Raw genomic sequence first — 21,276 nt, forward strand, 5'->3', positions numbered from 1 at the left:
TACCTTCCTGACCCTTTTCTGTGGAGTGCACTGATGTCTCTACGCGGCCGATTGCTCAATCGGCGCATACCCCGGCGGACACTGGGCTCGGTCGTCATCGGCCTGAGCCTGGCCCTGTCCGCCACCTCGGTCCAGGCCCTGGAACTGGCCCCCGGCGGCACCAAGCGCCCCGGCGTCCAGAACTTCGGCGACCCCGTCAAGGGAACGACCGCCAAGTCCAAGGGCCGCCCGGCGAACGCCACCGCCAAGGCGGCCGTCAAGAAGCTCGACAAGCCCGTCTGGCCCCGCAGCGGCAGCGCCGAACTGGGCGTCTCCGCGGCCCAGGTGAAGGTGGGCGGCCTGCCCGTCACCGTCACGGCCCCGAAGGAGGCCGGTGCGAAGGCCCCGGCCGGCTCCTTCCGGGCCGCCGCGGTCTCCGGCGGCAAGCAGCCCGGCAAGGTCCAGGTCGACGTCGTGGCCCCCGAGCGGGCCGCGAAGCTCGGCGCGGGCGCGCTGCTGCGCGTCCAGCGGGCCGACCAGGCCGCGGAGGGCGGCCAGGTCCGGGTGAACGTCGACTACTCGGCCTTCGCCGAAGGCTTCGGCGGCACCTGGGGATCCCGCCTCCGGCTCGTCGAGCTGCCGGCCTGTGCCGCGGTCGCCGACCCCGGCACCGCCGCCTGCCCCGAACTGCCCAAGCCCCTCAAGACGGTCAACAACCCGAAGACGAAGACGGTCTCGGCGGACGTGACGGCGCCCGCGCGCACGGCGGGCATGTCCGCCATGGCCGCCGGCCCGGCCGCGAGCGGCACCATGCTCGCCCTCACCGCCGGTGACTCGTCCTCCCAGGGCAACTACGCGGCCACCCCGCTGGCCCCCTCGGCCAAGTGGAACGTGGCCACCTCCTCGGGCGGCTTCTCCTGGTCCTACCCGCTGCGCACCCCGCCCGCCCCCGGCGGCCTGGTGCCCACGGTCGGCCTCGGCTACTCCTCGCAGTCCGCCGACGGCCGTACCTCCGACACCAACAACCAGGGCTCCTGGGTGGGTGAAGGCTTCTCGTACGAGCCCGGGTACATCGAGCGCCACTACAAGCCCTGTGCGAAGGACGGCCAGTCGTCCTCCGCCGAGCAGTGCTGGGCCTTCGACAACGCCACCGTGATGCTCAACGGCTCGTCCACCGAGCTGATCAAGGGCGACGCCGACGGCAAGTGGCGGCTCGCCGCCGATGACGGCTCCAAGGTCGACCAGGTCACCGGCGCCGTCAACGGCGACAACGACGGTGAACACTGGAAGATCACCACGACCGACGGCACCGAGTACTGGTTCGGCAAGAACCGGCTGCCCGGCTGGGCCAGCGGCAACGAGGAGACCGCCTCCGTCTGGACCACCCCGGTCTTCGGCAACAACAGCGGCGAGCCCTGCTACAACGCGACCTTCGCGAACGCCTCCTGCCAGCAGGCCTGGCGCTGGAACCTCGACTACGTCAAGGACCGCCAGGGCAACGTCATGTCGTACTTCTACGGCAAGGAGACGAACCACTACGCCCTGAACGGCAAGACCGACGTCAACGGCACGCCGTACACGGCGGGCGGCTACCTCAAGCGCATCGACTACGGCCAGCGCGAGGCCACCGTCTACTCGGCCAAGGCCCCGGCCCGCGTCGTCTTCACGACGCAGGAGCGCTGCCTGCCGACCGACACCTTCAAGTGCCTCCCGGCGGACTTCAAGACGGCGAACGCGGCCTACTGGCCGGACGTCCCGATGGACCGCTACTGCGCGCCGAGCACCAAGTGCAACGCCACGCAGGTCGCGGCCTCCTTCTGGACCCGCCAGCGGCTGGCCGGCGTCACCACCCAGATCCGCAAGGACGCCACGACCTACGAGGACGTGGACGCCTGGACCTTCACGCACCAGTTCACCGACAACGGTGACCAGTCCAAGACCCTGTGGCTCTCCAAGATCGACCACGAGGGCCGCAAGGGCGGCAGCGCCAAGGTCCCCTCGGTCGAACTGATGGGCACCCAGCTGGCGAACCGCGTGGACGGCCTCGGCGAGTCCATCGCCCCCTTCCACCGCTTCCGCCTCTCCACCGTCCTGAGCGAGACCGGCGCCCAGCTGGACGTCAACTACGCCCCGGCGGAGTGCACCAAGGACGCCCTGCCCAAGCCGGGCGAGTCGACCAAGCGCTGCTATCCGGTGGTCTGGTCCCCGCCGGGGTTCCTGGACCCCATCACCGACTGGTTCCACAAGTACGTGGTGGCGCAGGTCATCGAGACCGACCGCACCGGCGGCTCGCCCGAGCAGGTCACGCAGTACGACTACCAGGGCCCGGCGGCCTGGCGTAAGGCCGAGCCGGACGGCATGACCGAAGCCAAGTACCTCACCTGGGGCGGCTGGCAGGGCTACGGCAAGGTCAAGGTGACCACCGGCGGCGCGACCGTCAAGCAGACCCGCATCGACTACACGTACCTCCAGGGCATGGACGGCGACAAGGACTCCGCCGGCGACACCCGGTCCGTCCAGGTCACCGACTCCGAGGGCGGCACCTACACCGACCACAAGGAGTTCACCGGCCACGAGCTGGAGGCCGCGACCTACGACGGCGACAAGCTCGTCTCCAAGGTCATCAAGACCCCGATGCGGCACTACACCGCGACGGACACCAACACCTGGGGCACCAGCCACGCCTCGCTCACCAAGACCGTCAAGACGCGCGGCTACACGGTGACCGAGGGCGGCGACGGCCGCCGCGAGACCGAGTCGAACACCACGTACGACCTGGCCAACGGCACCGGCCGGATCCTCACCTCCGAGGACCTCGGCGACCTGTCCACCACGGCGGACGACACCTGTACCCGTACGTCCTACGCGGACAACACGGCCACCAACGTCCTCAGCCTCACCTCACGCGTCGAGACCGTCTCGGTCAAGTGCGCCACGACCCCCGACCGCAGGACGCAGGTGCTCTCGGACGAGCGCACCTCCTACGACAACCTGGCCTTCGGGGCCGCGCCCACCGTGGGCAACGCGACGAAGACCGAGCGGATGACCTCCCACAACGGGACCACCGCCACCTACCAGGTCACCGGCACGACGGCCTACGACGGCTTCGGCCGCCCGACCTCCCAGACCGACGCCTCGGGCGCCGAGACCAAGACCGAGTACACCGACGTCAACGGCCTCATCTCCCAGGCGAAGGTCACCAACGCCCTCGGCCACGTCACGACCACGGACTACGCCCCGGCATGGGGCCAGTCCCTCGGCCAGACCGACCCGAACGGCAAGCGGACCGACCTCGCGCTCGACCCGCTGGGCCGCCTGGTCTCGGTGTGGCTGCCGGACCGCTCGAAGGCGGCCGCGCAGACCCCCAGCATCAAGTACGGCTACAACTTCCGCCTCGACAAGCCGGTCTCCGTCAAGACGGAGAAGATCGAGATCGACGGCTCGTACGGCGCGGAGTACCAGCTCTATGACAGCCTGCTGCGCCCGCGGCAGAAGCAGACCGAGGGCCCGTCCGGCACCCGCATGGTGGCGGACACCTTCTACACGCCGACGGGCAAGGTCGCGAAGGCCAACGCCACGTACAACGCGGCGGGCGCTGCTTCGGACGAACTGCTGATCGTCCGTAACGGTGACGTCGGCGCGCAGACCCAATACCAGTACGACGGCCTCGGCCGCACCACCGCCGAGATCTTCGCGGTGGCCGGCGGCGAGCAGTGGCGTACGACGTACGTCCACGGCGGCGACCGGGTCCACATCGACCCGCCGGTCGGCGGCACTCCGACGACCACGCTGATGGACGCGCAGGACCGTACGACGGAGGTACGCCACTACAAGGGCGCGGCCCCCGTTCCGGCCGGACCCACGTCCGGGTACGACACCACGAAGTACGCGTACGACTCCGCGGGCAGGCTGTCGCAGCTCACGGACGCCGCGGGCAACATCTGGACGTACAAGTACGACCAGCTCGGCCGTATGACGGAAGCCGTGGACCCGGACTCGGGCAAGCGGTCCACCGCGTACGACGAGGTGGACCGGCCGGTCTCCGTGACCGACGCGCGCGGCAAGACCGTCTCGACGGTCTACGACAAGCTCGGGCGGACACTGACGACGTGGGACGGTCCGGCCACCACCGGCACCAAGCTCACCGAGAACCGGTACGACAAGGCGGGTTGGCTCGGCCGGAGCTGGGCGTCGCTGCGCTACATCAACGCGACGGAGTACTTCGCCACGGTCGTCCAGGCGATGGACGAGTTCTACCAGCCGCTGAAGACGGCCTACACGGTTCCGGCCTCCTCGGGCACGGGCCTGGCGGGCACCTACGTCTACAGCACCGCCTACAACCGGGACGGCACGACGCAGAGCGACGGTCTCCCGGCGGCCGGCGGGCTGCCCGCCGAGGCGCTGACCTATGGCTACGACGACCTCCAGCGACTGAAGTCCATGACGGGCACGACGTCGTATGTCACCAACGCCATCTGGTCCGGCCGGACGCTGCTCCAGCAGCTGGAGCTGAACAACGGCGGCAAGAAGGTCTGGGAGACCTTCCAGTACGAGACCGGCACCGACCGGCTGATGCAGTCGAAGGTGGACGTCTACGGCTCGACCACCGGTCCGGCCAAGGAATCGAACTACTCCTACGACCAGATCGGCAACGTCAGGTCCATCGCGGACACGGCCGGTTCGGGCACGCCCGACCTGCAGTGCTTCGCGTACGACCACCAGAGCCGGATGACGGAGTCCTGGACCCCGGCGACCACGAAGACGGCGGCCGCGGCTGCCGGCACGGTCGGCAGCCAGGTCCCGGTCTCCGGCTCGGGCCCGGCGGCCTGCGACCAGGCTCCCGGATCGGCGGCCCTGGGCGGTCCGGCGCCGTACTGGAACTCGTACACCTTCGACGCCGTCGGCAACCGGCTCTCGGAGACGGCCCACGACTCCGCGCTGAACGCGGCGAAGGACGTCAAGCGCACCTTCACCTACAAGGCGGGCACCCACCGGGTCGAGAAGGTGGTGGAGAACAGCCCGGCCGGCGACCGCCAGTACACCTACGGCTATGACGCGGCGGGCAACACCGAGAAGCGCACGATCGGAGGCACCACCCAGACCATCGAGTACGACGTCCTGGGCAACGCCGTACGCAACAGCCAGCCCGACGACGTCACGACGACGGGCAAGAACGAGGCGTCGGAGACGACGTTCCTCTACGGGGCCGACGGCAGCCGCATCCAGCGCAAGGACGCCACCGGCACGACCGTGTACCTGCCGGGCATGGAGCTGCGCCTGGACGCGGGGGCGACGACGGCGAAGGCCACGCGCTACTACTCCTTCGCGGGCCAGAGCATCGCCATCCGCACCCCGGACAACAAGCTGTCCTTCATCGCCTCGGACCACCACGGCACGGGCGAGCTGGCCATCGACGCGACGACCGGAGCGGTCACGCAGCGTCGGATGGACCCGTACGGCAACAAGCGCGGCACACCGCAGGGCACCTGGCCTGCGGAGAAGGGCTTTGTCGGCGGCACGATCGACGCGTCCACCGGTTTGACGACGATCGGCGCCCGTGAGTACGACCCGTTCCTCGGCAAGTTCATCACCCCGGACCCGGTCGTCGACACGAACGACGCCCAGCAGCTCAACGCCTACGCGTACGCCCACAACCGCCCGGTCTCGGCGAGCGACCCGACGGGCCTGTACGACCCGGACGAGCGCGCGTACTGCTCGAAGCACCCGAGCAGCTGCACCAGCGGCAAGGTCAACACGAACACGACGCCGGAGCAGCAGGACGTCAATGACGCCACCGACGACCTGAACCAGGCGGAGGGCAACCTCAACAGCGCCAAGGGCAAGGTCAAGCAGGCCGTCAAGCAGATCACCAAGATCCTCATGGACGAGCTCGGTGTGACGGCCGCGCTCGACTGTTTTTCCAGTGGTGATCTGGGCTCCTGCGGCGAGACCGCGCTGAACATCGCGGGCAGCTTTGCCGGTGGCCTGGCGGGCAAGGTGCTCGCCAAGTACGGCGCTCCGTGGAAGTGGGAGAAGGCCGCCAAGCTGATCAAGCGGCTGGCCGGTCTCGCGGGCGACCTGATCGACGGGGCCAAGGCCTGGTGGAAGGCCGCGGACGCCGTCGGCAAGGCCAAGAAGACCCTGGCGAGCGCCAAGGAGGCACTGAGCAGAGCCCCGAAGTTCAACGAGGACGAGCTGCTGCAGGAAGCGAACCGGCTGCGGGACGGGAAGGTGGCAGAGCTGTCCGCAGGGCCGTCGAAGATGCGCTCGGAGCACTCCGTCGTCGTCGGCGCCTACAACGTCAAGACGGGCAAGACGGCCTGGGGCGTCAGCTCCAAGCAGCTGAAGGAGTGCGCGGAGGCCTGCGCCGCGCGCAACGTGGGCGGCGACCTCAAGGACGTTCGCTTCACCCGGGCCCAGCGCCCGCGCGGCTCTGGCCGGCCGCCGTCCGACCAGCCCGTCTGCTCGGCCTATTGTGAGCCGACGTACGGAAGGGGCGCGTTCCCCGACCCGGAGACCACCTACCAGTCCGACCTCCAGGGAGGGAACTGACGCCATGCAGAACGAGGAGGCCGTGCGGGCCCTGGCCGGGGCACCGGACACGGACACCGCCGAACGCTGGATGCAGACGGTCGAGGAGCTTGCCGTCCCCGTGAACGGTCCTCTCCGTCCGGAGGCGGAACGGGTGGCCGCGGCACTGGTGCGGGAGCTCCCCGCCGCCACCGAGGCCGCACGGCCGGAGATGCTCTCCGTTCTGGTGCAACTCGCCCACGGCGCCGTGGACGCGGAGGACCCGGTGGTGGCAGCGGCGCTGGGCCGTGAGATCGAGGGCGGTCTGACCGCCTTCGAGCGGATCGCACGCAGCGGCTCCCGCGAGGAGCAGTTCGTGTGCGTGGACCTGTTCTCTGCCTGTGCGCGGCTCAGCAGAGCGGCCTTCGACCGGGCGCTGCCCGTGCTCGACTTCCTGGCCGCGGCCGGGCCGGACCTGGGCCGGGCGGTCGCCGTGGAACGCGACGACCTCGCCGACTCCGGCTACCCGTCCCTGTTCGGTGCCCCGCCCGACGGAGAACCGGCAGGTCACTGACCGACGGGGGCCCGGTTTGACCTCTCAAACCGGGCCCCGTAACCTTGACCGTCGGCGTGTCTACGTGCACGCCATCCACTGAGCACCTCACCTCCCGTACCGCCTCGCGGCGCGGGGGAGGCCGGTCTGCGGGTTCCCGCGGGGCCGGCTGGCTTCAGGGGTTCCCATCGAGTGAGAGAGAGATCCGCGTGTACGCCATCGTGCGCAGCGGTGGTCGCCAGCACAAGGTTGCTGTCGGCGACATCGTTGAGGTTGACAAGATTTCCACTGCCAAGGTTGGCGACACGGTCGAGCTCTCGACCCTGCTCGTTGTCGACGGCGACGCCGTGACCAGCGACCCGTGGGTCCTGGCCGGCATCAAGGTCACGGCCGAGGTCGTGGACCACCACAAGGGCGCCAAGATCGACATCCTGCGCTACAAGAACAAGACCGGCTACCGCCGTCGCCAGGGTCACCGCCAGCAGTACACGGCGATCAAGGTCACCGGTATCCCCGCGGCTGCGAAGTAAGAGGGACTGAGACATGGCACACAAGAAGGGCGCATCGTCCACCCGGAACGGGCGCGACTCCAATGCCCAGCGGCTCGGCGTGAAGCGCTTCGGCGGTCAGGTCGTCTCCGCCGGCGAGATCCTCGTCCGCCAGCGCGGCACCCACTTCCACCCGGGCTCGGGTGTCGGTCGTGGTGGCGACGACACGCTGTTCGCGCTGCAGGCCGGTTCGGTCCAGTTCGGCACGCACCGTGGCCGCAAGGTCGTGAACATCGTTCCGGCCGCCTGATCCAGCTTCTGCTGATCGAGCGTTCGTAACTTCCCGAGGGCGGATCTCAGCTCTTCCCGGCGCCAGCCGGGAAGAGAGGTCCGCCCTCGGCGCGTTGTCACAGAGACACGCCCCGCCCCACCGGGCACGTTTAATGGGCAGCAAGGTCTGCCACCGGACATTCCGGACCATCCCGCTGTATCTGGAGGAACAACCATGACCACCTTCGTGGACCGCGTCGAGCTGCACGTCGCCGCGGGTAACGGAGGCCACGGCTGCGCCTCCGTTCACCGGGAGAAGTTCAAGCCGCTCGGCGGCCCCGACGGCGGCAACGGCGGCCGTGGCGGTGACGTGATCCTCGTGGTGGAGCAGGCGGTCACCACCCTGCTGGACTACCACCACAGCCCGCACCGCAAGGCCACCAACGGCAAGCCCGGCGAGGGCGGCAACCGCTCCGGCAAGGACGGCCAGGACCTGATCCTGCCCGTGCCGGACGGCACCGTCGTCCTCGACAAGGAGGGCAACGTCCTCGCCGACCTCGTCGGCCAGGGCACCACCTACGTCGCCGCCGAGGGCGGCCGCGGCGGCCTCGGCAACGCCGCGCTCGCCTCCGCCCGCCGCAAGGCGCCCGGCTTCGCGCTCCTCGGTGTCCCCGGCACCACCGGCGACATCGTCCTGGAGCTCAAGACCGTCGCCGACGTGGCGCTGGTCGGCTTCCCGAGCGCCGGCAAGTCCTCGCTGATCTCGGTGCTCTCCGCCGCCAAGCCGAAGATCGCGGACTACCCCTTCACCACGCTGGTCCCGAACCTGGGCGTCGTCACCGCCGGCTCCACGGTCTACACGATCGCCGACGTCCCCGGCCTGATCCCCGGCGCCAGCCAGGGCAAGGGCCTCGGCCTGGAGTTCCTGCGCCACGTCGAGCGCTGCTCGGTCCTGGTGCACGTCCTGGACACCGCCACCCTGGAGTCCGACCGCGACCCCGTCGCCGACCTCGACGTCATCGAGGAAGAGCTCAAGATCTACGGCGGCGGCCTGGAGAAGCGCCCCCGCCTCGTTGTGCTCAACAAGGTCGACATCCCCGACGGCCAGGACCTCGCCGAGATGGTCCGCCCTGACCTGGAGGCCCGCGGCTACAAGGTCTTCGAGGTCTCCGCGGTCGCCCGCACCGGCCTGAAGGAACTCTCCTACTTCCTCGCCGAGGTCGTCGCCAAGGCCCGCGCCCGCAAGCCCAAGCAGGAGGCGACCCGCATCGTCATCCGCCCCAAGGCCGTGGACGACGCCGGCTTCACCGTCACCTACGACGAGGCCGAGGACGTGTACGTGGTGCGCGGCGAGAAGCCGGAGCGCTGGGTCCGCCAGACCGACTTCAACAACGACGAGGCCGTCGGCTACCTCGCAGACCGCCTCAACCGCCTCGGTGTCGAGGACGCGCTGAGGAAGGCCGGCGCCCGTGCCGGCGACGGCGTGGCCATCGGCTCCGACGACAACGCGGTCGTCTTCGACTGGGAGCCGACCATGATGGCCGGCGCCGAGATGCTGGGCCGCCGCGGCGAGGACCACCGCATGGAGGCCCCGCGCCCCGCCACGCAGCGCCGCAAGGAGAAGGAAGCCCGTCGCGGGGACGCGGCGCAGCAGGAGTACGACGAGTTCCGGCCCTTCTGATCCACCCCACGGGAACGGAGGGCGGCTTTGAAGTGATGTTTACCCGGGTCGGCTAGTGTCCACCGGGTGAGCAGCACGTACCCCCCCTCCGTTTCCGTTGTGGTGATCGCGTACAACGACGCCGGGCTCGTGGCCGAAGCCGTGGAATCGGCTCTCGCCCAGGGCCCGGTGGTCGCCGAGGTCATCGCCGTGAACGACGCCTCCTCCGACGGCACCGCCCGGGTGCTCGACGAGCTGGCCGCCCGCCACCCGCGCCTGAAGGCCGTGCACCGCACGGAGAACAGCGGCGGCTGCGGCACCCCGCGCAACGACGGGATCGCCGCCGCGACCTCCCCGTACGTCCTGTTCCTGGACAGCGACGACGTACTGCCCCCCGGCGCGGCCGAAGCCCTGGTGGGCGCGGCGGAGAAGCACCGGGCCCCGGTCACGGTCGGCGCGTGCGTGCGCCGCGAGCTTCCGCTCCACCACGACGTGCCGTGGATGCCGGGGCTGTACACCGCCGGCGACGTCATCGAGCGGCCCGCGGACCGGCCCGAACTGGTCCGCGACACGCTCTGCGTCAACAAGCTGTACGCCAAGTCCTTCCTGGACGAGCATGCGATCCGATTTCCCGACGGTCGCTTCATCTACGAGGACTTCGTCTTCACCGCGCGCGTCCTGGCCGCCGCCCCCCGCGTCGCCGTGATCGACGACCTCGTCTACATCTGGCACGTGCGCCGCGACGCCGCGCAGGTTTCGATCTCCCTGGACCGCAAGGACGTCGGCAACTGGCGCGCCCGCATCGAGGCCCACCGCACCGCCGCCCGCACGCTCGCCGCCGCCTCCCCGGCGCTGGGCCACGCCTGCCACGTCAAGTTCCTCGAGTACGACCTGCGCATGTACCTGCGCGAGCTCGGCAAGGACCCCGAGTACCAGGCCGCCTGGTGGACGACGACCCGCGAGTACCTCGCCACCTTCGACGAGGCCGCCGTCGAGGCCGCCGCCCCGCACGCGCGCTGGATCGTACGCGTGCTCCGCGCCACCGACACCCCGCCCGCCGACGTGGAGCGGCTGACCCGCTTCGCCGCCGAGCCGCCGCGGCTGCTGCCCCCGTACGCCACCGGCCCCGACGGGGCGCCGGTGTGGAGCGAGGAGCTCCCGGTCGAGCTGGACGGCCTGCGCGAGCTGCCGATCGCCGCGCTGCCGGTGACCATGGACGCCGAACCCGCGGGCAACGGCTCGGTACGGCTGCGGCTGCACGACCTGTACGGGCGGCTGGCCGAGGCGGGCCCGCGGACCGTGCGGCTGCGCTTCCTGCCCCGGGCCGGCGGGGATCCCGTACTGGCCAAGGCGATGGACCTGGCCCCGGACGGGGACGGCGGCTGGTCGGTGGTGCTTCCGTTCCGCCTCGGTGACCTGGCCGCCACCGGCCGCAGGATGGGCCTGCGCCGACTGCAGGCCTGGCACGTCGAAGCGGTCGTCGAGTGCGCCGACGGGAGCTCCCTGAAGACCTCCCTGCGCCCCCGCGGCGGCCTCCTGCGCCGCCGCGCCCTGCCCAGCAGCCGGTACGGTGTCCTGCTGACGCAGCCGTACCGCACGGGTTCGGGCTCGCTCGCCCTGCGCCTCGCGCCGGGCGCCGCAGGCGCGATGTACCTCGTACGGAACCGGATCGACCGCGCCAGGGCAGCGTGCGCGTCGCACTGAACACAGCAAGACAAAACGACAGGACCAGGAGTTACACATGACCTTTCTGATCACCGGTGGAGCCGGATACATCGGGTCGCACGTCGTCCGCTCGATGGTGCTCGCGGGGCAGAAGGTCGTCGTCTTCGACGACCTCTCCACGGGCGACGAGGACCGTGTGCCGGAGGGTGTCCCGCTGGTGGTCGGTTCGGTCCTGGACCGCCTGGCCGTGGACGCGGTCATCCGCGCACACAAGATCACCGGCGTGGTGCACCTGGCGGGCAAGAAGCAGGTCGGCGAGTCCGTCGAGAAGCCGCTGTACTACTACCACGAGAACGTGCAGGGCCTCACGGTCCTGCTGCAGGCCGTGGCCGACGCGGGCGTCCGCAACTTCCTATTCTCCTCCTCCGCCTCCGTCTACGGCATGCCCGACGTGGACCTGGTCACCGAGGACACCCCGTGCCTGCCGCTGAGCCCCTACGGCGAGACGAAGCTGGCCGGCGAGTGGCTGGTGCGCGCCGCGGGCAGGGCGCACGGCATCTCCACCGCCTGCCTGCGCTACTTCAACGTGGCGGGAGCCGCGACCCCCGAGCTCGCCGACACGGGCGTGTTCAACCTCGTCCCGATGGTCTTCGAGCGGTTCGACCAAGGTGAGGGCGCGCGCATCTTCGGCGACGACTACCCGACGCCGGACGGCACCTGCATCCGCGACTACATCCACGTCGAGGACCTCGCCGAGGCCCACGTGGCGGCGGCCCGCAAGCTCGCCGAGTGGGCCGCGGCCGGGGAGTACAAGGACCTGACCGTCAACATCGGCCGCGGTGAGGGCGTCTCCGTCGCCGAGATGGTCGACCTCCTGAACAAGGGCACCGGGCACACCTACGCCCCGGTGATCAGCCCCCGCCGCCCCGGCGACCCGGCGAAGGTCGTGGCCTCGGCCGACAAGATCACCAGCGTGCTGGGCTGGAAGGCGCGGCACGACGTCCAGGAGATGGTCACCTCCGCCTGGGCCGGCTGGCAGGCCAACAAGGCGGCGAAGGCCGCCGGGCACAAGGACCGCCACAAGGACGTCCACGAGGTCTGACCGGGCCCGGCACCGCCCGGCACCGCCCGGCACCGCCCTGTGCCGTCCCGTACGCACGAAAGCCGCCCGCTCCGGATTCCTCCGGGGCGGGCGGCTTTCGTTCCCGCGTGGCGGGATCAGCGCTCCAGGAAGGAGAACAGCTCCTCCCACCGGTCGGTGATCTCGGCGCTGGAGTAGCGCTGCACCGAACGGAACGCCGTGTCCCCGAGCCGGTCGCGGAACGCGCCGTCGCTCATCAGCGCGTCCAGATGACCGGCCAGCTCCATCGTGTTGCCCAGCCGCGCGAGCAGTCCGTCCTCACCGTGCCGGACGATCTCCCGTACGCCCGGCGCGCAGTCGAAGGCCGCGACCGGCAGGCCGGCCGCCATCGCCTCCAGCAGGGTGATCGGGAAGCCCTCGGCCCGCGACGCCTGGGCGAAGACCGAGGCCCCGCGCAGCGCGCCCAGCACGTCGTCGGTGCTGCCCATCCACTCCACGGACTCGTCCAGCCCCAGCGAGGTGCAGTGCGCCCGCAGCGCCGGCTCCTCCACGCCCGCCCCGTAGATCCGCAAGGTCCAGTCGGGGTGGTGCGGAGAGGCCTCCGCCCAGGCGTCGAGCAGCAGGTCGACGCCCTTCTCGAACGCGAGGCGGCCGACGCACGCAACGACCTTCCCGGTGCGCGGAGCGGGGGAGTCCGGCATGAACGGCAGCGGGTTCGGCATGCTGCCCACGTTCTCCATGCCCGACCGGATCCAGAGGTCCGCGTCCTCCGGGGTCAGCACCAGCAGCCGGTCGACCTCCGGGTAGTACCGGCGCACCCGCGCACCGCGGGTGGACTTCTGGCTGGCCTCGTAGGACTCGTGGCTCATCCCGACGACGGTGTGCCCCTTGGTGTCGGCGAGGGCCACCCACTCCATCGCCCAGACCTGGGTGACGATGACCACGCCGCCCGGGCGCGCCGCCCGGAACAGCTCGCTGAGCCGCTCCGCCTTGACCCGCATCTTCGCCCGCCGGGCCGCCTGCCGGCGCCGCTCGGGCGCGTTCAGCCGGCCCTTGATCCCGTGCAGCCTGCGCGCCGCCGGCGGGTGGGCCTCGTACAGGGTGGTCATCTCGTACGGCAGGTCCTGCGGCAGCTTCTGGCGGATCTCCTCGGCGACCGGGGCGATGCCGACGATGTGGACCTTGTGGCCGCGCTCGGTGAACAGCCGGGCCATCTGGTGGGACCAGGTGGTCACGCCGCCGAGCTCGTCGACGCTGTTGGAGACGATGAAGATGTCCCGGCTCACTTGCCGCTCCCGGTGAAGAACTTCTCGACGATCTGGCGGGCGGCGTCCCCGCGGTCGTACTCGCCGAACTCGGTCAGGAAACGCTGCCGGGCCTCAGCGAACTTGGCGTCGGCCTCCTCGAAAGCCGACAGCGCCTGCATGAGCTCGTCCGCCGTGGCGACCACCGGGCCCGGCGCCTTCTCCTTCAGGTCGAAGTAGGTGCCCCGGATGTCGTTGGCGTACTTCTCGTAGTCGTACGCGAAGAACACCATCGGCCGGTCCAGCACGGAGTAGTCGAACATCACGGACGAGTAGTCCGTGATCAGCCCGTCCGCGAGGGCCAGCAGCGGAGTGATGTCGTGGTGCCGGGACACGTCGATGACGCGGCCCTCGACCGACGGCGGCAGCGAGACGCTGTTGAGGTAGTGCGTGCGCACCAGCAGCGTGAAGCGGTCGCCGAGCCGCTCCGCGAACTCCTCCACGTCGAAGGGGAACACGAAGCCCTCGACCGTGCCGTCGGCCGCAGCCCGGAAGGTCGGCGCGTACAGCAGCACCTTCTTCTCCGGGTCGATGCCGAGCTCGGCCGCCAGCGGCCCGCGCACCCGCTCACCGCTCTCCGCCTCGCTCAGCTGCGCCTCGACGAGGGCGTCGTTGCGCGGGTAGCCGCTGCGCAGCAGCACCTCGTCGCGCAGCCGGAAGCCCTTGGCGAGGGTGCGGGCGTCGTGCTCCGACCGGATCAGGAAGTGGTCGAAGCGGTCGACGGCCGCCTGGAACTTGGCCTGCCCGGCCTTGCCCTGCGCCTTGGTGCGCGGCTCGTGGAAGCCCATCCGCTTGAGCGCGGAGCCGTGCCAGGTCTGGATGTACGTGGTCCCCGGCCGCTTGGCCAGCGCCAGCGGGAAGCCCTGGTTGTCCACCCAGTACTCGGCCTGGGCGAGCGCCCGCAGGTACGCCCAGCTCCAGCGGCGCACCAGGGTGGCCTCCTTGGGGAAGCCGGTGGGCTTGCCGCCCGCGTACGACCAGATCGCCTCGAACGGCACGCCCTGGCGCACCATCTCCTCGTAGATCGCCTTCGGGCTGTCGCTGTACTGCTTGCCCATGTGGCTCTCGAAGACGACCGTGCCCTTCTTGACGGGCAGCTTCGAGAAGACCTCGTGGTAGACCTTCACCTTCTGCTCGCCGGAGCCGATGTTCCGGCGCACCCGCAGGGCCTTGCGCAGGCCCCGCTTGACCACGTTGGCCGCCTTGCCCTGTATGGCGTTGTCGATCAGCGACCGGGTGCGGACCGCGGCGGCGCCCTCGGCGGTGAGGACGTAGGACAGGTTGCCCTTCTTGGTCACCTCCGGCTCGAAGCGGTCGGAGACCAGCCGGGTCAGCCGCGGCCGCACGCGCAGCCGGGCCGCCTTCTCCAGGTCGACCCCGCCGACCGAGACCCGGGTGGTGATCTTCTCGCCCCCGGCGGTCAGCTTGAGACGGACGTCCCAGACGGCGTCGATGATGCCGAGCGGGCGGACGGTCGAAGCGATGTCGGCGCTGCCGCTCCACTCGATCGTGTCACCCGCGTGGCGCACGGTTGCCACCGGGAAGCTGAAGGAGCGCACGCCGATCTGCCGGCGGGCCCGGAACTCCAGGGACGCCTTCAGCTCCGCGTCGGCCGGGATCCGGCACAGCGGGTTCACGACGGCGCCGGACAGCGTGACGGTGCCGCGCCCGTCGTCCTCGTACGAGGTGAGGCGGTTGCCCAGCTGGAGGGAGGGGAGCGGGGTGGTGTGGAAGCCCTGCTCGGTGACGTCCAGTATCCGCCGGGCCTCGGCGGCGTCCGCCCCGTCGAGGTGGTCGCCGCACCAGTAGACGCGGCCGTCGCGCTCGGCGAGCGGGGAGGAGAGCCGGCCCTTGTTGGTCATGGCGTCGGCGGCCGGGAGCAGGTTGTCCCAGTCCTCCTTGCCCAGCAGGTAGGCGCAGATCGCCTGGAGGTAGGTGACGTTCTCGTACGCCGCCGGGTCGATGCCGGCCAGGTAGCCGTTGGCGAGGCGGGCGAACTCCTGCCGGTACTCGTCGCCGAGCAGGGGCAGGTCGCGCAGGTGCAGGACCAGGTCGTGCTTGAGGAACTTGGCGTCCTTCGCGGACTTGATGTCCGCGTGGCCCTTCGAGGCGAGCAGCTCGTCGACGCGGCGGTGGATCTCCATCCGGTGGACGAAGTTCGCGATCTCGTGGCGCCGGTTGCTGATCGACTTCGCCGCGGCCCCCTCGGTCACGTTCCAGAAGTAGACGTGGTTGGGGATCAGCGTGATGCGGCGGGCCGCCACGTAGGCCTGGGCGGAGAACAGCAGGTCCTCGTAGTGGATCCCGACGGGGAACTCCAGGCCCTGCTCCAGCAGGAACGCCCGCCGGTAGCACTTGTTCGTGGAGAGCGTGTCGTAGACCAGCAGGTCCGGGAAGTCGGTGATCGATTCCAGGGTGCGGGTGCGCGAGTAGATCCAGGGGTACCACTCGGTGGTCTTGCCCCACCGGTTGTCGAGGTGCACGCGGACGCACATGCCCGAGACCAGGTCGGAACCGGTGCGCTCGGCCGCGTCCAGCATGTTCCGGCAGGCGTTGCGCTCCAGCACGTCGTCGCTGTCCAGGAACATGACGTACGTGCCGGCGGCCTGCTGGATACCGTGGTTGCGGGGCGCACCGCATCCGCCGCTGTTCTCCGGCAGCCGGAAGGCGCGCACTCTCCCCGGATGCGCCGCTTCCAGTTCCTGGGCGACCGCGTACGAGCGGTCCTTGCTGCAGTCGTCGACGATCACGACTTCGACCCCGTGCAGGGTCTGGTCCAAAACCGACTGGACTGCTGTCGGCAGACGCTCTGCGTCGTTGTAGACGATGACGACCACGGAGACGTCGGGCACGTGCACCTCGATCCCTTCGTTTCGTTTCGTTTCGTTCAGCTCATTCCGCTTATCTCGTCAAAGCTACCGTGTGCCGCCCTCCACTCCCGCAGGCCGACCCGGCGGCCGGCCGCCGGCCGACCGTCGCCGTGCATACTTCTAAGGAAGAGGTGAGTGGCGGGTCCGGTCGCCCACAATCACCCGTTCGGAGCCAGCAGGAAGTGTCCATGACGAAGCTGTCCGTAGTTGTCCCCTGCTACAACGAAGAAGCCGTCATCGACAGCTTCGACGCCGAGATCCGCAGGGTCCTGGACTCCCTCCCCGTCGAGTACGAGGTCTGCTACGTCGACGACGGCAGCCGCGACGGCACCCTCGGCAAGCTCCGGAAGATCGCCGCCGAGCACGGGGAGCGGACCCGGTACGTCTCCTTCAGCCGCAACTTCGGCAAGGAGGCCGGCATGCTCGCCGGCCTGCGCGAGACCACCGGCGACGCCGTCGTGATCATGGACGCGGACCTCCAGCACCCGCCGGAGCTCATCGCGACCATGCTCGAATACCACCGGCAGGGCCACGACCAGATCATCGCCCGCCGCACCCGCGAGGGCGACAAGAAGGTCCGCAGCGCGCTCAGCCGCCTCTACTACCGGGGCGTGAACCGCTGGGTCGACGTCGAGCTCACCGACGGGGTCGGCGACTTCCGCATGCTGTCGCGCCCGGCCGTGGACGCCCTGCTGTCGCTGCCCGAGTACAACCGCTTCTCCAAGGGCCTCTTCTCCTGGATCGGATTCGACACCGTCCACTTCGACTACCGCAACGCCCAGCGCGAGGCCGGCGAGACCAAGTGGAAGTTCGGCTCCCTGCTGAACTACGCCATGGACGGCCTGATCTCCTTCAACAACCGGCCGCTGCGCATCGGGATCTGGCTCGGCGTCTCGCTCGTCGCGCTGACCTGCCTGTACGCGCTGTGGATCACGGTGATGGCGATCACCAACGGGGTCGAGTCGCCGGGCTACGTCACCCTCGTCGCCATAATCACGGGCCTGGGCGGCGTACAGATGATCATGCTGGGCTTGATCGGCGAGTACATCGGACGCATCTACTACGAGACCAAGCGCAGGCCGCACTTCCTGGTGAAGGAGTCCCACGGGGTGGACGCGCTCGGCCGGCCCGCCGCCGCGGCGGCGCAGCCCGAGGCCGTGGAGCCGACGATCGTGGAGCGCAGCTCCCGATGAGCGGACGAGAAAAGCTGGGGCAGGTGTTCCGCTTCGCCCTCGTCGGCGGGGTCAACACCGGCACCTTCTTCGGGCTCTACCTGCTGCTGCACCCGTGGATGCCGTACTTCGCCGCCTACTCGCTGGCCTTCGTGCTGGCGATGGTCGGCTCCTTCTTCATGAACACGTACTTCACGTACCGCACCCGGCCGACGTGGAAGAAGTTCCTCCTCTTCCCGCTGACGAACGTCACGAACTACGTGATCCAGTCGGTCGGCCTCTACGCCCTGGTGGCCTGGGCCGGGATGGACACGCGCATCGCCCCGCTGGTCGCGGCGGTCGTGGCCATCCCGTTCACCTTCGTCATCTCCCGCAAGATCCTCATCCCGGGGGCCGCCGGACCGGCCGGGGAACGCGAGCCGGTCGGGACCTCGTCCACGGTCTGAAACCGCTGCGCGGCCGCCCGGCGCGACACCGTAGATTGAGACGGCATGCATTCCGCCAAGGGGCAAGGGGACAAGACGTGTCAGCGGCTAGGCAAGGTGTCGTGGACGCCCGCAGGATCGTGGTCAAGGTCGGCTCCTCCTCCCTGACCACGGCGGCCGGCGGACTCGACGCCGACCGGGTGGACGCGCTCGTCGACGTCCTGGCCAAGTCCCGCAGCGGCGGCGAGAAGGAGATCGTCCTGGTCTCCTCCGGCGCCATCGCCGCCGGGCTCTCCCCGCTCGGCCTGGCCCGCCGCCCCAAGGACCTGGCCCGCCAGCAGGCCGCCGCCAGCGTCGGCCAGGGCCTGCTCGTCGCCCGCTACACCGCCTCCTTCGCCCGCTACGGCGTCCGCGTCGGCCAGGTCCTGCTCACCACCGACGACACCAGCCGCCGCGCCCACTACCGCAACGCCTACCGCACCCTCGACCAGCTCCTCGCGATGGGCGCGCTGCCCGTCGTCAACGAGAACGACACGGTCGCCACGGACGAGATCCGCTTCGGCGACAACGACCGGCTGGCCGCCCTCGTCGCCCACCTCGTGCGCGCGGACCTCCTCGTCCTCCTCTCGGACGTGGACGGCCTCTACGACGGGGACCCGTCCCTGCCCGGCACCACCCGCATCGACGAGGTCCGCGGGCCCGAGGACATCGCCCACGTCTCCATCGGCAGCGCCGGCAAGGCGGGCGTGGGCACCGGCGGCATGGTCACCAAGGTCGAGGCCGCCCGGATCGCCGCCGCGGCCGGCATCCCCGTCGTCCTCACCTCCGCCAGCCAGGCCGCGGACGCCCTGGCCGGACGGACCACGGGCACCCTCTTCCACGCCACCGGACGCCGCTCCGCGGACCGGCTGCTGTGGCTCCAGCACGCGTCCACCCCCCAGGGCCACCTCGTCCTCGACGAGGGCGCCGTCCGCGCGGTCACCGAACGCGGCAGCTCGCTGCTGCCCGCGGGCATCGCGGCCGTCGAGGGCGACTTCGCGGCCGGAGACCCGGTCGAACTGCGGTCCGCCGACGGCCGGCCGATCGCGCGGGGCCTGGTCAACTTCGACGCCAAGGAGCTCCCGCAGCTCCTCGGCCGCTCCACCCGCGAGCTCGCGGCCGAACTCGGACCCGAGTACGAACGGGAGGTCGTCCACCGGGACGATCTGGTCCTGCTGCAGGGCTGAGCTTCGGTAAAACCGCCGCGCGGCGGGCCGGGGACTGGTCAACTGTGAGAGCCCGGGCGGACACGCGTAGCGGAGACAGGAGGCGGCTGGTGAGACGAGCGCTGACCAGCGTCGGCACAGGGGACGGTGACGGCGGAGCCGGCAACAACGACGTGCGGAACGAACCGTCCCGCCTCTGGCACGTCACCCTGAGCGTCTCCGGCAAGCCGGCGCCGCTGTCGGAGGTCCGGCGCGGGCTGGAACAACTGGCCCACGACCACCCCTTCCTCCTGACCAGCCGCTACGCCGACGACCATGCGGAGATCCGCTACTGGGAGGAGGCCCGCGACCTCCACGACGCGGCGGCCGTGGCCCTGCGGCTCTGGGGCGAACACCGCTCCTCGGCGCAGCTCCCGCCGTGGGAGATCGTCGGCCTGGAGGTCATCGACCGCGCCACCTACCACCAGCGGGTCGCGGAAGGCTACGGCCCGCCCCCGGCCCACCCGGTGGGCGTGCACCCGTACTAGCCGCTCTCGATCCAGCCACGCCGGCGTTTGAGGCGCGGGTCCGGGCGGAGCCCCCACCCTAGCGTCGCCGGCGTTTGAGGCGCGGGGTCCGGGGCGGAGCCCCGGGGAACGGTGGAAGGGCGGGTAGGGGACCGGCCCGCGCGGCCGCAGCCGCAGCCGCAGCCGCAGGCGCTGCCGGGGCCGGGTCCGCCGGGCCGGAGGCCGGAGGCCGTCTCGCGGGGTGGAAAGGCCATCGGCGAGGGGCGGCCCGGGGACTACCCTGGGCGCATGACCTCGCTCGACGACGCCACCGCCACCTCGCCCGTCCTCACCACCGCGGCAGCGGCCCGCACCGCCGCCGCCACCATCGCCCCACTCCCGCGGTCCGCCAAGGACACGGCCCTGCTGGCGATCGCGGACGCGCTGGAGGCCCGTACGGCCGAGATCATCGCCGCCAACGCCGTCGACACCGACAAGGCCCGCGCCGCCGGCACCAGCGAGACGGTCATCGACCGCCTCACCCTCACCCCCGAGCGCGTCGCTGCCATCGCCTCCGACGTGCGCGACGTCGCGGCCCTGCCCGACCCCGTCGGCGAGGTCGTCCGCGGCAGCACCCTCCCCAACGGCATCGACCTCCGCCAGATCCGCGTCCCCCTCGGCGTCGTCGGCATCATCTACGAGGCCCGCCCCAACGTCACCGTCGACGCCGCCGCGCTCTGCCTCAAGTCCGGCAACGCGGTCCTCCTGCGCGGCAGCTCCTCCGCCTACGCCTCCAACACCGCCCTGGTCGGCATCCTCCGCGACGCCGTCGTGAGCGCCGGCCTGCCCGCCGACGCGGTCCAGCTCGTCCCCGGCGAGTCCCGCGACTCCGTCCGCGAGCTGATGCGCGCCCGCGGCCTCGTCGACGTGCTCATCCCGCGCGGCGGCGCCTCCCTCATCAAGACCGTCGTCGAGGAGTCCACCGTCCCGGTCATCGAGACCGGTACCGGCAACTGCCACGTCTACGTGGACGCCCAGGCCGACCTGGACATGGCCGTGGACATCCTCATCAACTCCAAGGCCCAGCGCCCCTCCGTCTGCAACGCCGCCGAGACCCTCCTCGTGCACCGCGACATCGCCGACGCCTTCCTGCCCCGCGCCCTGGACGCCCTCGCCGACGCCGGCGTGACCGTCCACGCGGACGACCGCGTCCTCGCCGCCGCCGCGAACACCAAGGCCAAGACCCTTCCCGCCACCGACGAGGACTGGGCCGCCGAGTACCTGTCCTACGACATCGCCGCCGGCGTCGTGGACTCCCTCGACGACGCCGTCGCCCACATCCGCCGCTGGACCTCCGGCCACACCGAGGCGATCGTCACCACCTCGCAGGCCGCGGCCCGCCGCTTCACCCAGCTGGTCGACTCGACCACGGTTGCCGTGAATGCCTCCACCCGGTTCACCGACGGTGGTCAGTTCGGTTTCGGCGCCGAGATCGGGATCTCCACGCAGAAGCTGCACGCCCGGGGCCCCATGGGGCTCCCCGAGCTCACCTCCACCAAGTACATCGTCACCGGCGACGGTCACATCCGGTAACCGCACGGCCAACTCG

Annotated in this window: 14 protein-coding genes; 12 read left to right on the forward strand and 2 right to left on the reverse strand. The window is 70.6% G+C overall.

Annotated elements, in window-relative coordinates; genetic code table 11:
- Positions 1-33: 33 nt before the first annotated feature.
- The 7 genes from ACZ6Y1_RS18700 (at position 34) to galE (ending at position 12,227) form a co-directional block, all read left to right on the forward strand.
- Complete coding sequence (locus ACZ6Y1_RS18700; protein ID WP_469630341.1) at positions 34-6,531, forward strand: RHS repeat domain-containing protein; 6,498 nt, start codon at positions 34-36, stop codon at positions 6,529-6,531.
- A 4-nt stretch (positions 6,532-6,535) separates the two neighbouring features.
- The gene (locus ACZ6Y1_RS18705) at positions 6,536-7,063 is read left to right on the forward strand and encodes a hypothetical protein (RefSeq protein ID WP_469630344.1); all 528 of its coding nucleotides are present in this window, start codon (positions 6,536-6,538) and stop codon (positions 7,061-7,063) included.
- A gap of 188 nt (positions 7,064-7,251) precedes the next feature.
- Positions 7,252-7,572: a 50S ribosomal protein L21 gene (gene rplU / locus ACZ6Y1_RS18710; protein WP_015033583.1), complete on the forward strand. Its 321-nt coding sequence runs from the start codon at positions 7,252-7,254 to the stop codon at positions 7,570-7,572.
- Between the two features lie 13 nt (positions 7,573-7,585).
- Positions 7,586-7,840: a 50S ribosomal protein L27 gene (gene rpmA, locus ACZ6Y1_RS18715; protein WP_030840805.1), complete on the forward strand. Its 255-nt coding sequence runs from the start codon at positions 7,586-7,588 to the stop codon at positions 7,838-7,840.
- 195 nt (positions 7,841-8,035) lie between these two features.
- Complete coding sequence (gene obgE / locus ACZ6Y1_RS18720; RefSeq protein WP_469630347.1) at positions 8,036-9,481, forward strand: GTPase ObgE; 1,446 nt, start codon at positions 8,036-8,038, stop codon at positions 9,479-9,481.
- 66 nt (positions 9,482-9,547) lie between these two features.
- Entirely contained in the window at positions 9,548-11,164 is a 1,617-nt protein-coding gene (locus ACZ6Y1_RS18725; protein ID WP_469630352.1) for a glycosyltransferase family 2 protein, read from the forward strand.
- 37 nt (positions 11,165-11,201) lie between these two features.
- Positions 11,202-12,227: a UDP-glucose 4-epimerase GalE gene (galE, locus tag ACZ6Y1_RS18730; protein WP_469630356.1), complete on the forward strand. Its 1,026-nt coding sequence runs from the start codon at positions 11,202-11,204 to the stop codon at positions 12,225-12,227.
- Positions 12,228-12,343: 116 nt separating this feature from the next.
- Here galE and ACZ6Y1_RS18735 read toward each other — a convergent pair whose 3' ends face one another.
- Positions 12,344-13,492 carry a glycosyltransferase gene (locus tag ACZ6Y1_RS18735; RefSeq protein ID WP_469630359.1) on the reverse strand — a complete coding sequence of 383 codons (1,149 nt, stop codon included), beginning with the start codon at positions 13,490-13,492 and terminating at the stop codon, positions 12,344-12,346.
- A complete protein-coding gene (locus tag ACZ6Y1_RS18740; RefSeq protein WP_469630362.1) occupies positions 13,489-16,368 on the reverse strand; it encodes a bifunctional glycosyltransferase/CDP-glycerol:glycerophosphate glycerophosphotransferase in 2,880 nt (959 codons plus the stop codon). Before ACZ6Y1_RS18740 ends, ACZ6Y1_RS18735 begins: the two co-directional genes overlap by 4 nt.
- Before the next feature lie 200 nt (positions 16,369-16,568).
- Between ACZ6Y1_RS18740 and ACZ6Y1_RS18745 the strand changes: the two genes are divergently transcribed.
- From ACZ6Y1_RS18745 to ACZ6Y1_RS18765, 5 genes are all read left to right on the forward strand, one after another.
- The gene (locus ACZ6Y1_RS18745; RefSeq protein WP_469630366.1) at positions 16,569-17,573 is read left to right on the forward strand and encodes a glycosyltransferase family 2 protein; all 1,005 of its coding nucleotides are present in this window, start codon (positions 16,569-16,571) and stop codon (positions 17,571-17,573) included.
- Positions 17,570-17,998, forward strand: coding sequence for a GtrA family protein (locus ACZ6Y1_RS18750; RefSeq protein WP_469630369.1), 429 nt, complete (start codon positions 17,570-17,572; stop codon positions 17,996-17,998). Before ACZ6Y1_RS18745 ends, ACZ6Y1_RS18750 begins: the two co-directional genes overlap by 4 nt.
- A 77-nt stretch (positions 17,999-18,075) precedes the next feature.
- Entirely contained in the window at positions 18,076-19,203 is a 1,128-nt protein-coding gene (gene proB, locus ACZ6Y1_RS18755) for a glutamate 5-kinase (protein WP_469630374.1), read from the forward strand.
- A 44-nt stretch (positions 19,204-19,247) separates the two neighbouring features.
- Positions 19,248-19,709, forward strand: coding sequence for a hypothetical protein (locus tag ACZ6Y1_RS18760; protein ID WP_469630377.1), 462 nt, complete (start codon positions 19,248-19,250; stop codon positions 19,707-19,709).
- Positions 19,710-19,976: 267 nt separating this feature from the next.
- A complete protein-coding gene (locus ACZ6Y1_RS18765) occupies positions 19,977-21,260 on the forward strand; it encodes a glutamate-5-semialdehyde dehydrogenase (RefSeq protein WP_469630380.1) in 1,284 nt (427 codons plus the stop codon).
- Positions 21,261-21,276 lie beyond the last annotated feature (16 nt).

This window comes from Streptomyces sp. NPDC053432 (assembly GCF_055585365.1).

Bases quoted from the DNA above. Each gene is read 5' to 3' on its own strand.
- ACZ6Y1_RS18700 (WP_469630341.1), top strand. From the start codon at position 34: ATGTCTCTACGCGGCCGATTGCTCAATCGGCGCATACCCCGGCGGACA.
- ACZ6Y1_RS18705 (WP_469630344.1), top strand. From the start codon at position 6,536: ATGCAGAACGAGGAGGCCGTGCGGGCCCTGGCCGGGGCACCGGACACG.
- rpmA (WP_030840805.1), top strand. From the start codon at position 7,586: ATGGCACACAAGAAGGGCGCATCGTCCACCCGGAACGGGCGCGACTCC.
- obgE (WP_469630347.1), top strand. From the start codon at position 8,036: ATGACCACCTTCGTGGACCGCGTCGAGCTGCACGTCGCCGCGGGTAAC.
- galE (WP_469630356.1), top strand. From the start codon at position 11,202: ATGACCTTTCTGATCACCGGTGGAGCCGGATACATCGGGTCGCACGTC.
- ACZ6Y1_RS18745 (WP_469630366.1), top strand. From the start codon at position 16,569: ATGACGAAGCTGTCCGTAGTTGTCCCCTGCTACAACGAAGAAGCCGTC.
- ACZ6Y1_RS18750 (WP_469630369.1), top strand. From the start codon at position 17,570: ATGAGCGGACGAGAAAAGCTGGGGCAGGTGTTCCGCTTCGCCCTCGTC.
- ACZ6Y1_RS18765 (WP_469630380.1), top strand. From the start codon at position 19,977: ATGACCTCGCTCGACGACGCCACCGCCACCTCGCCCGTCCTCACCACC.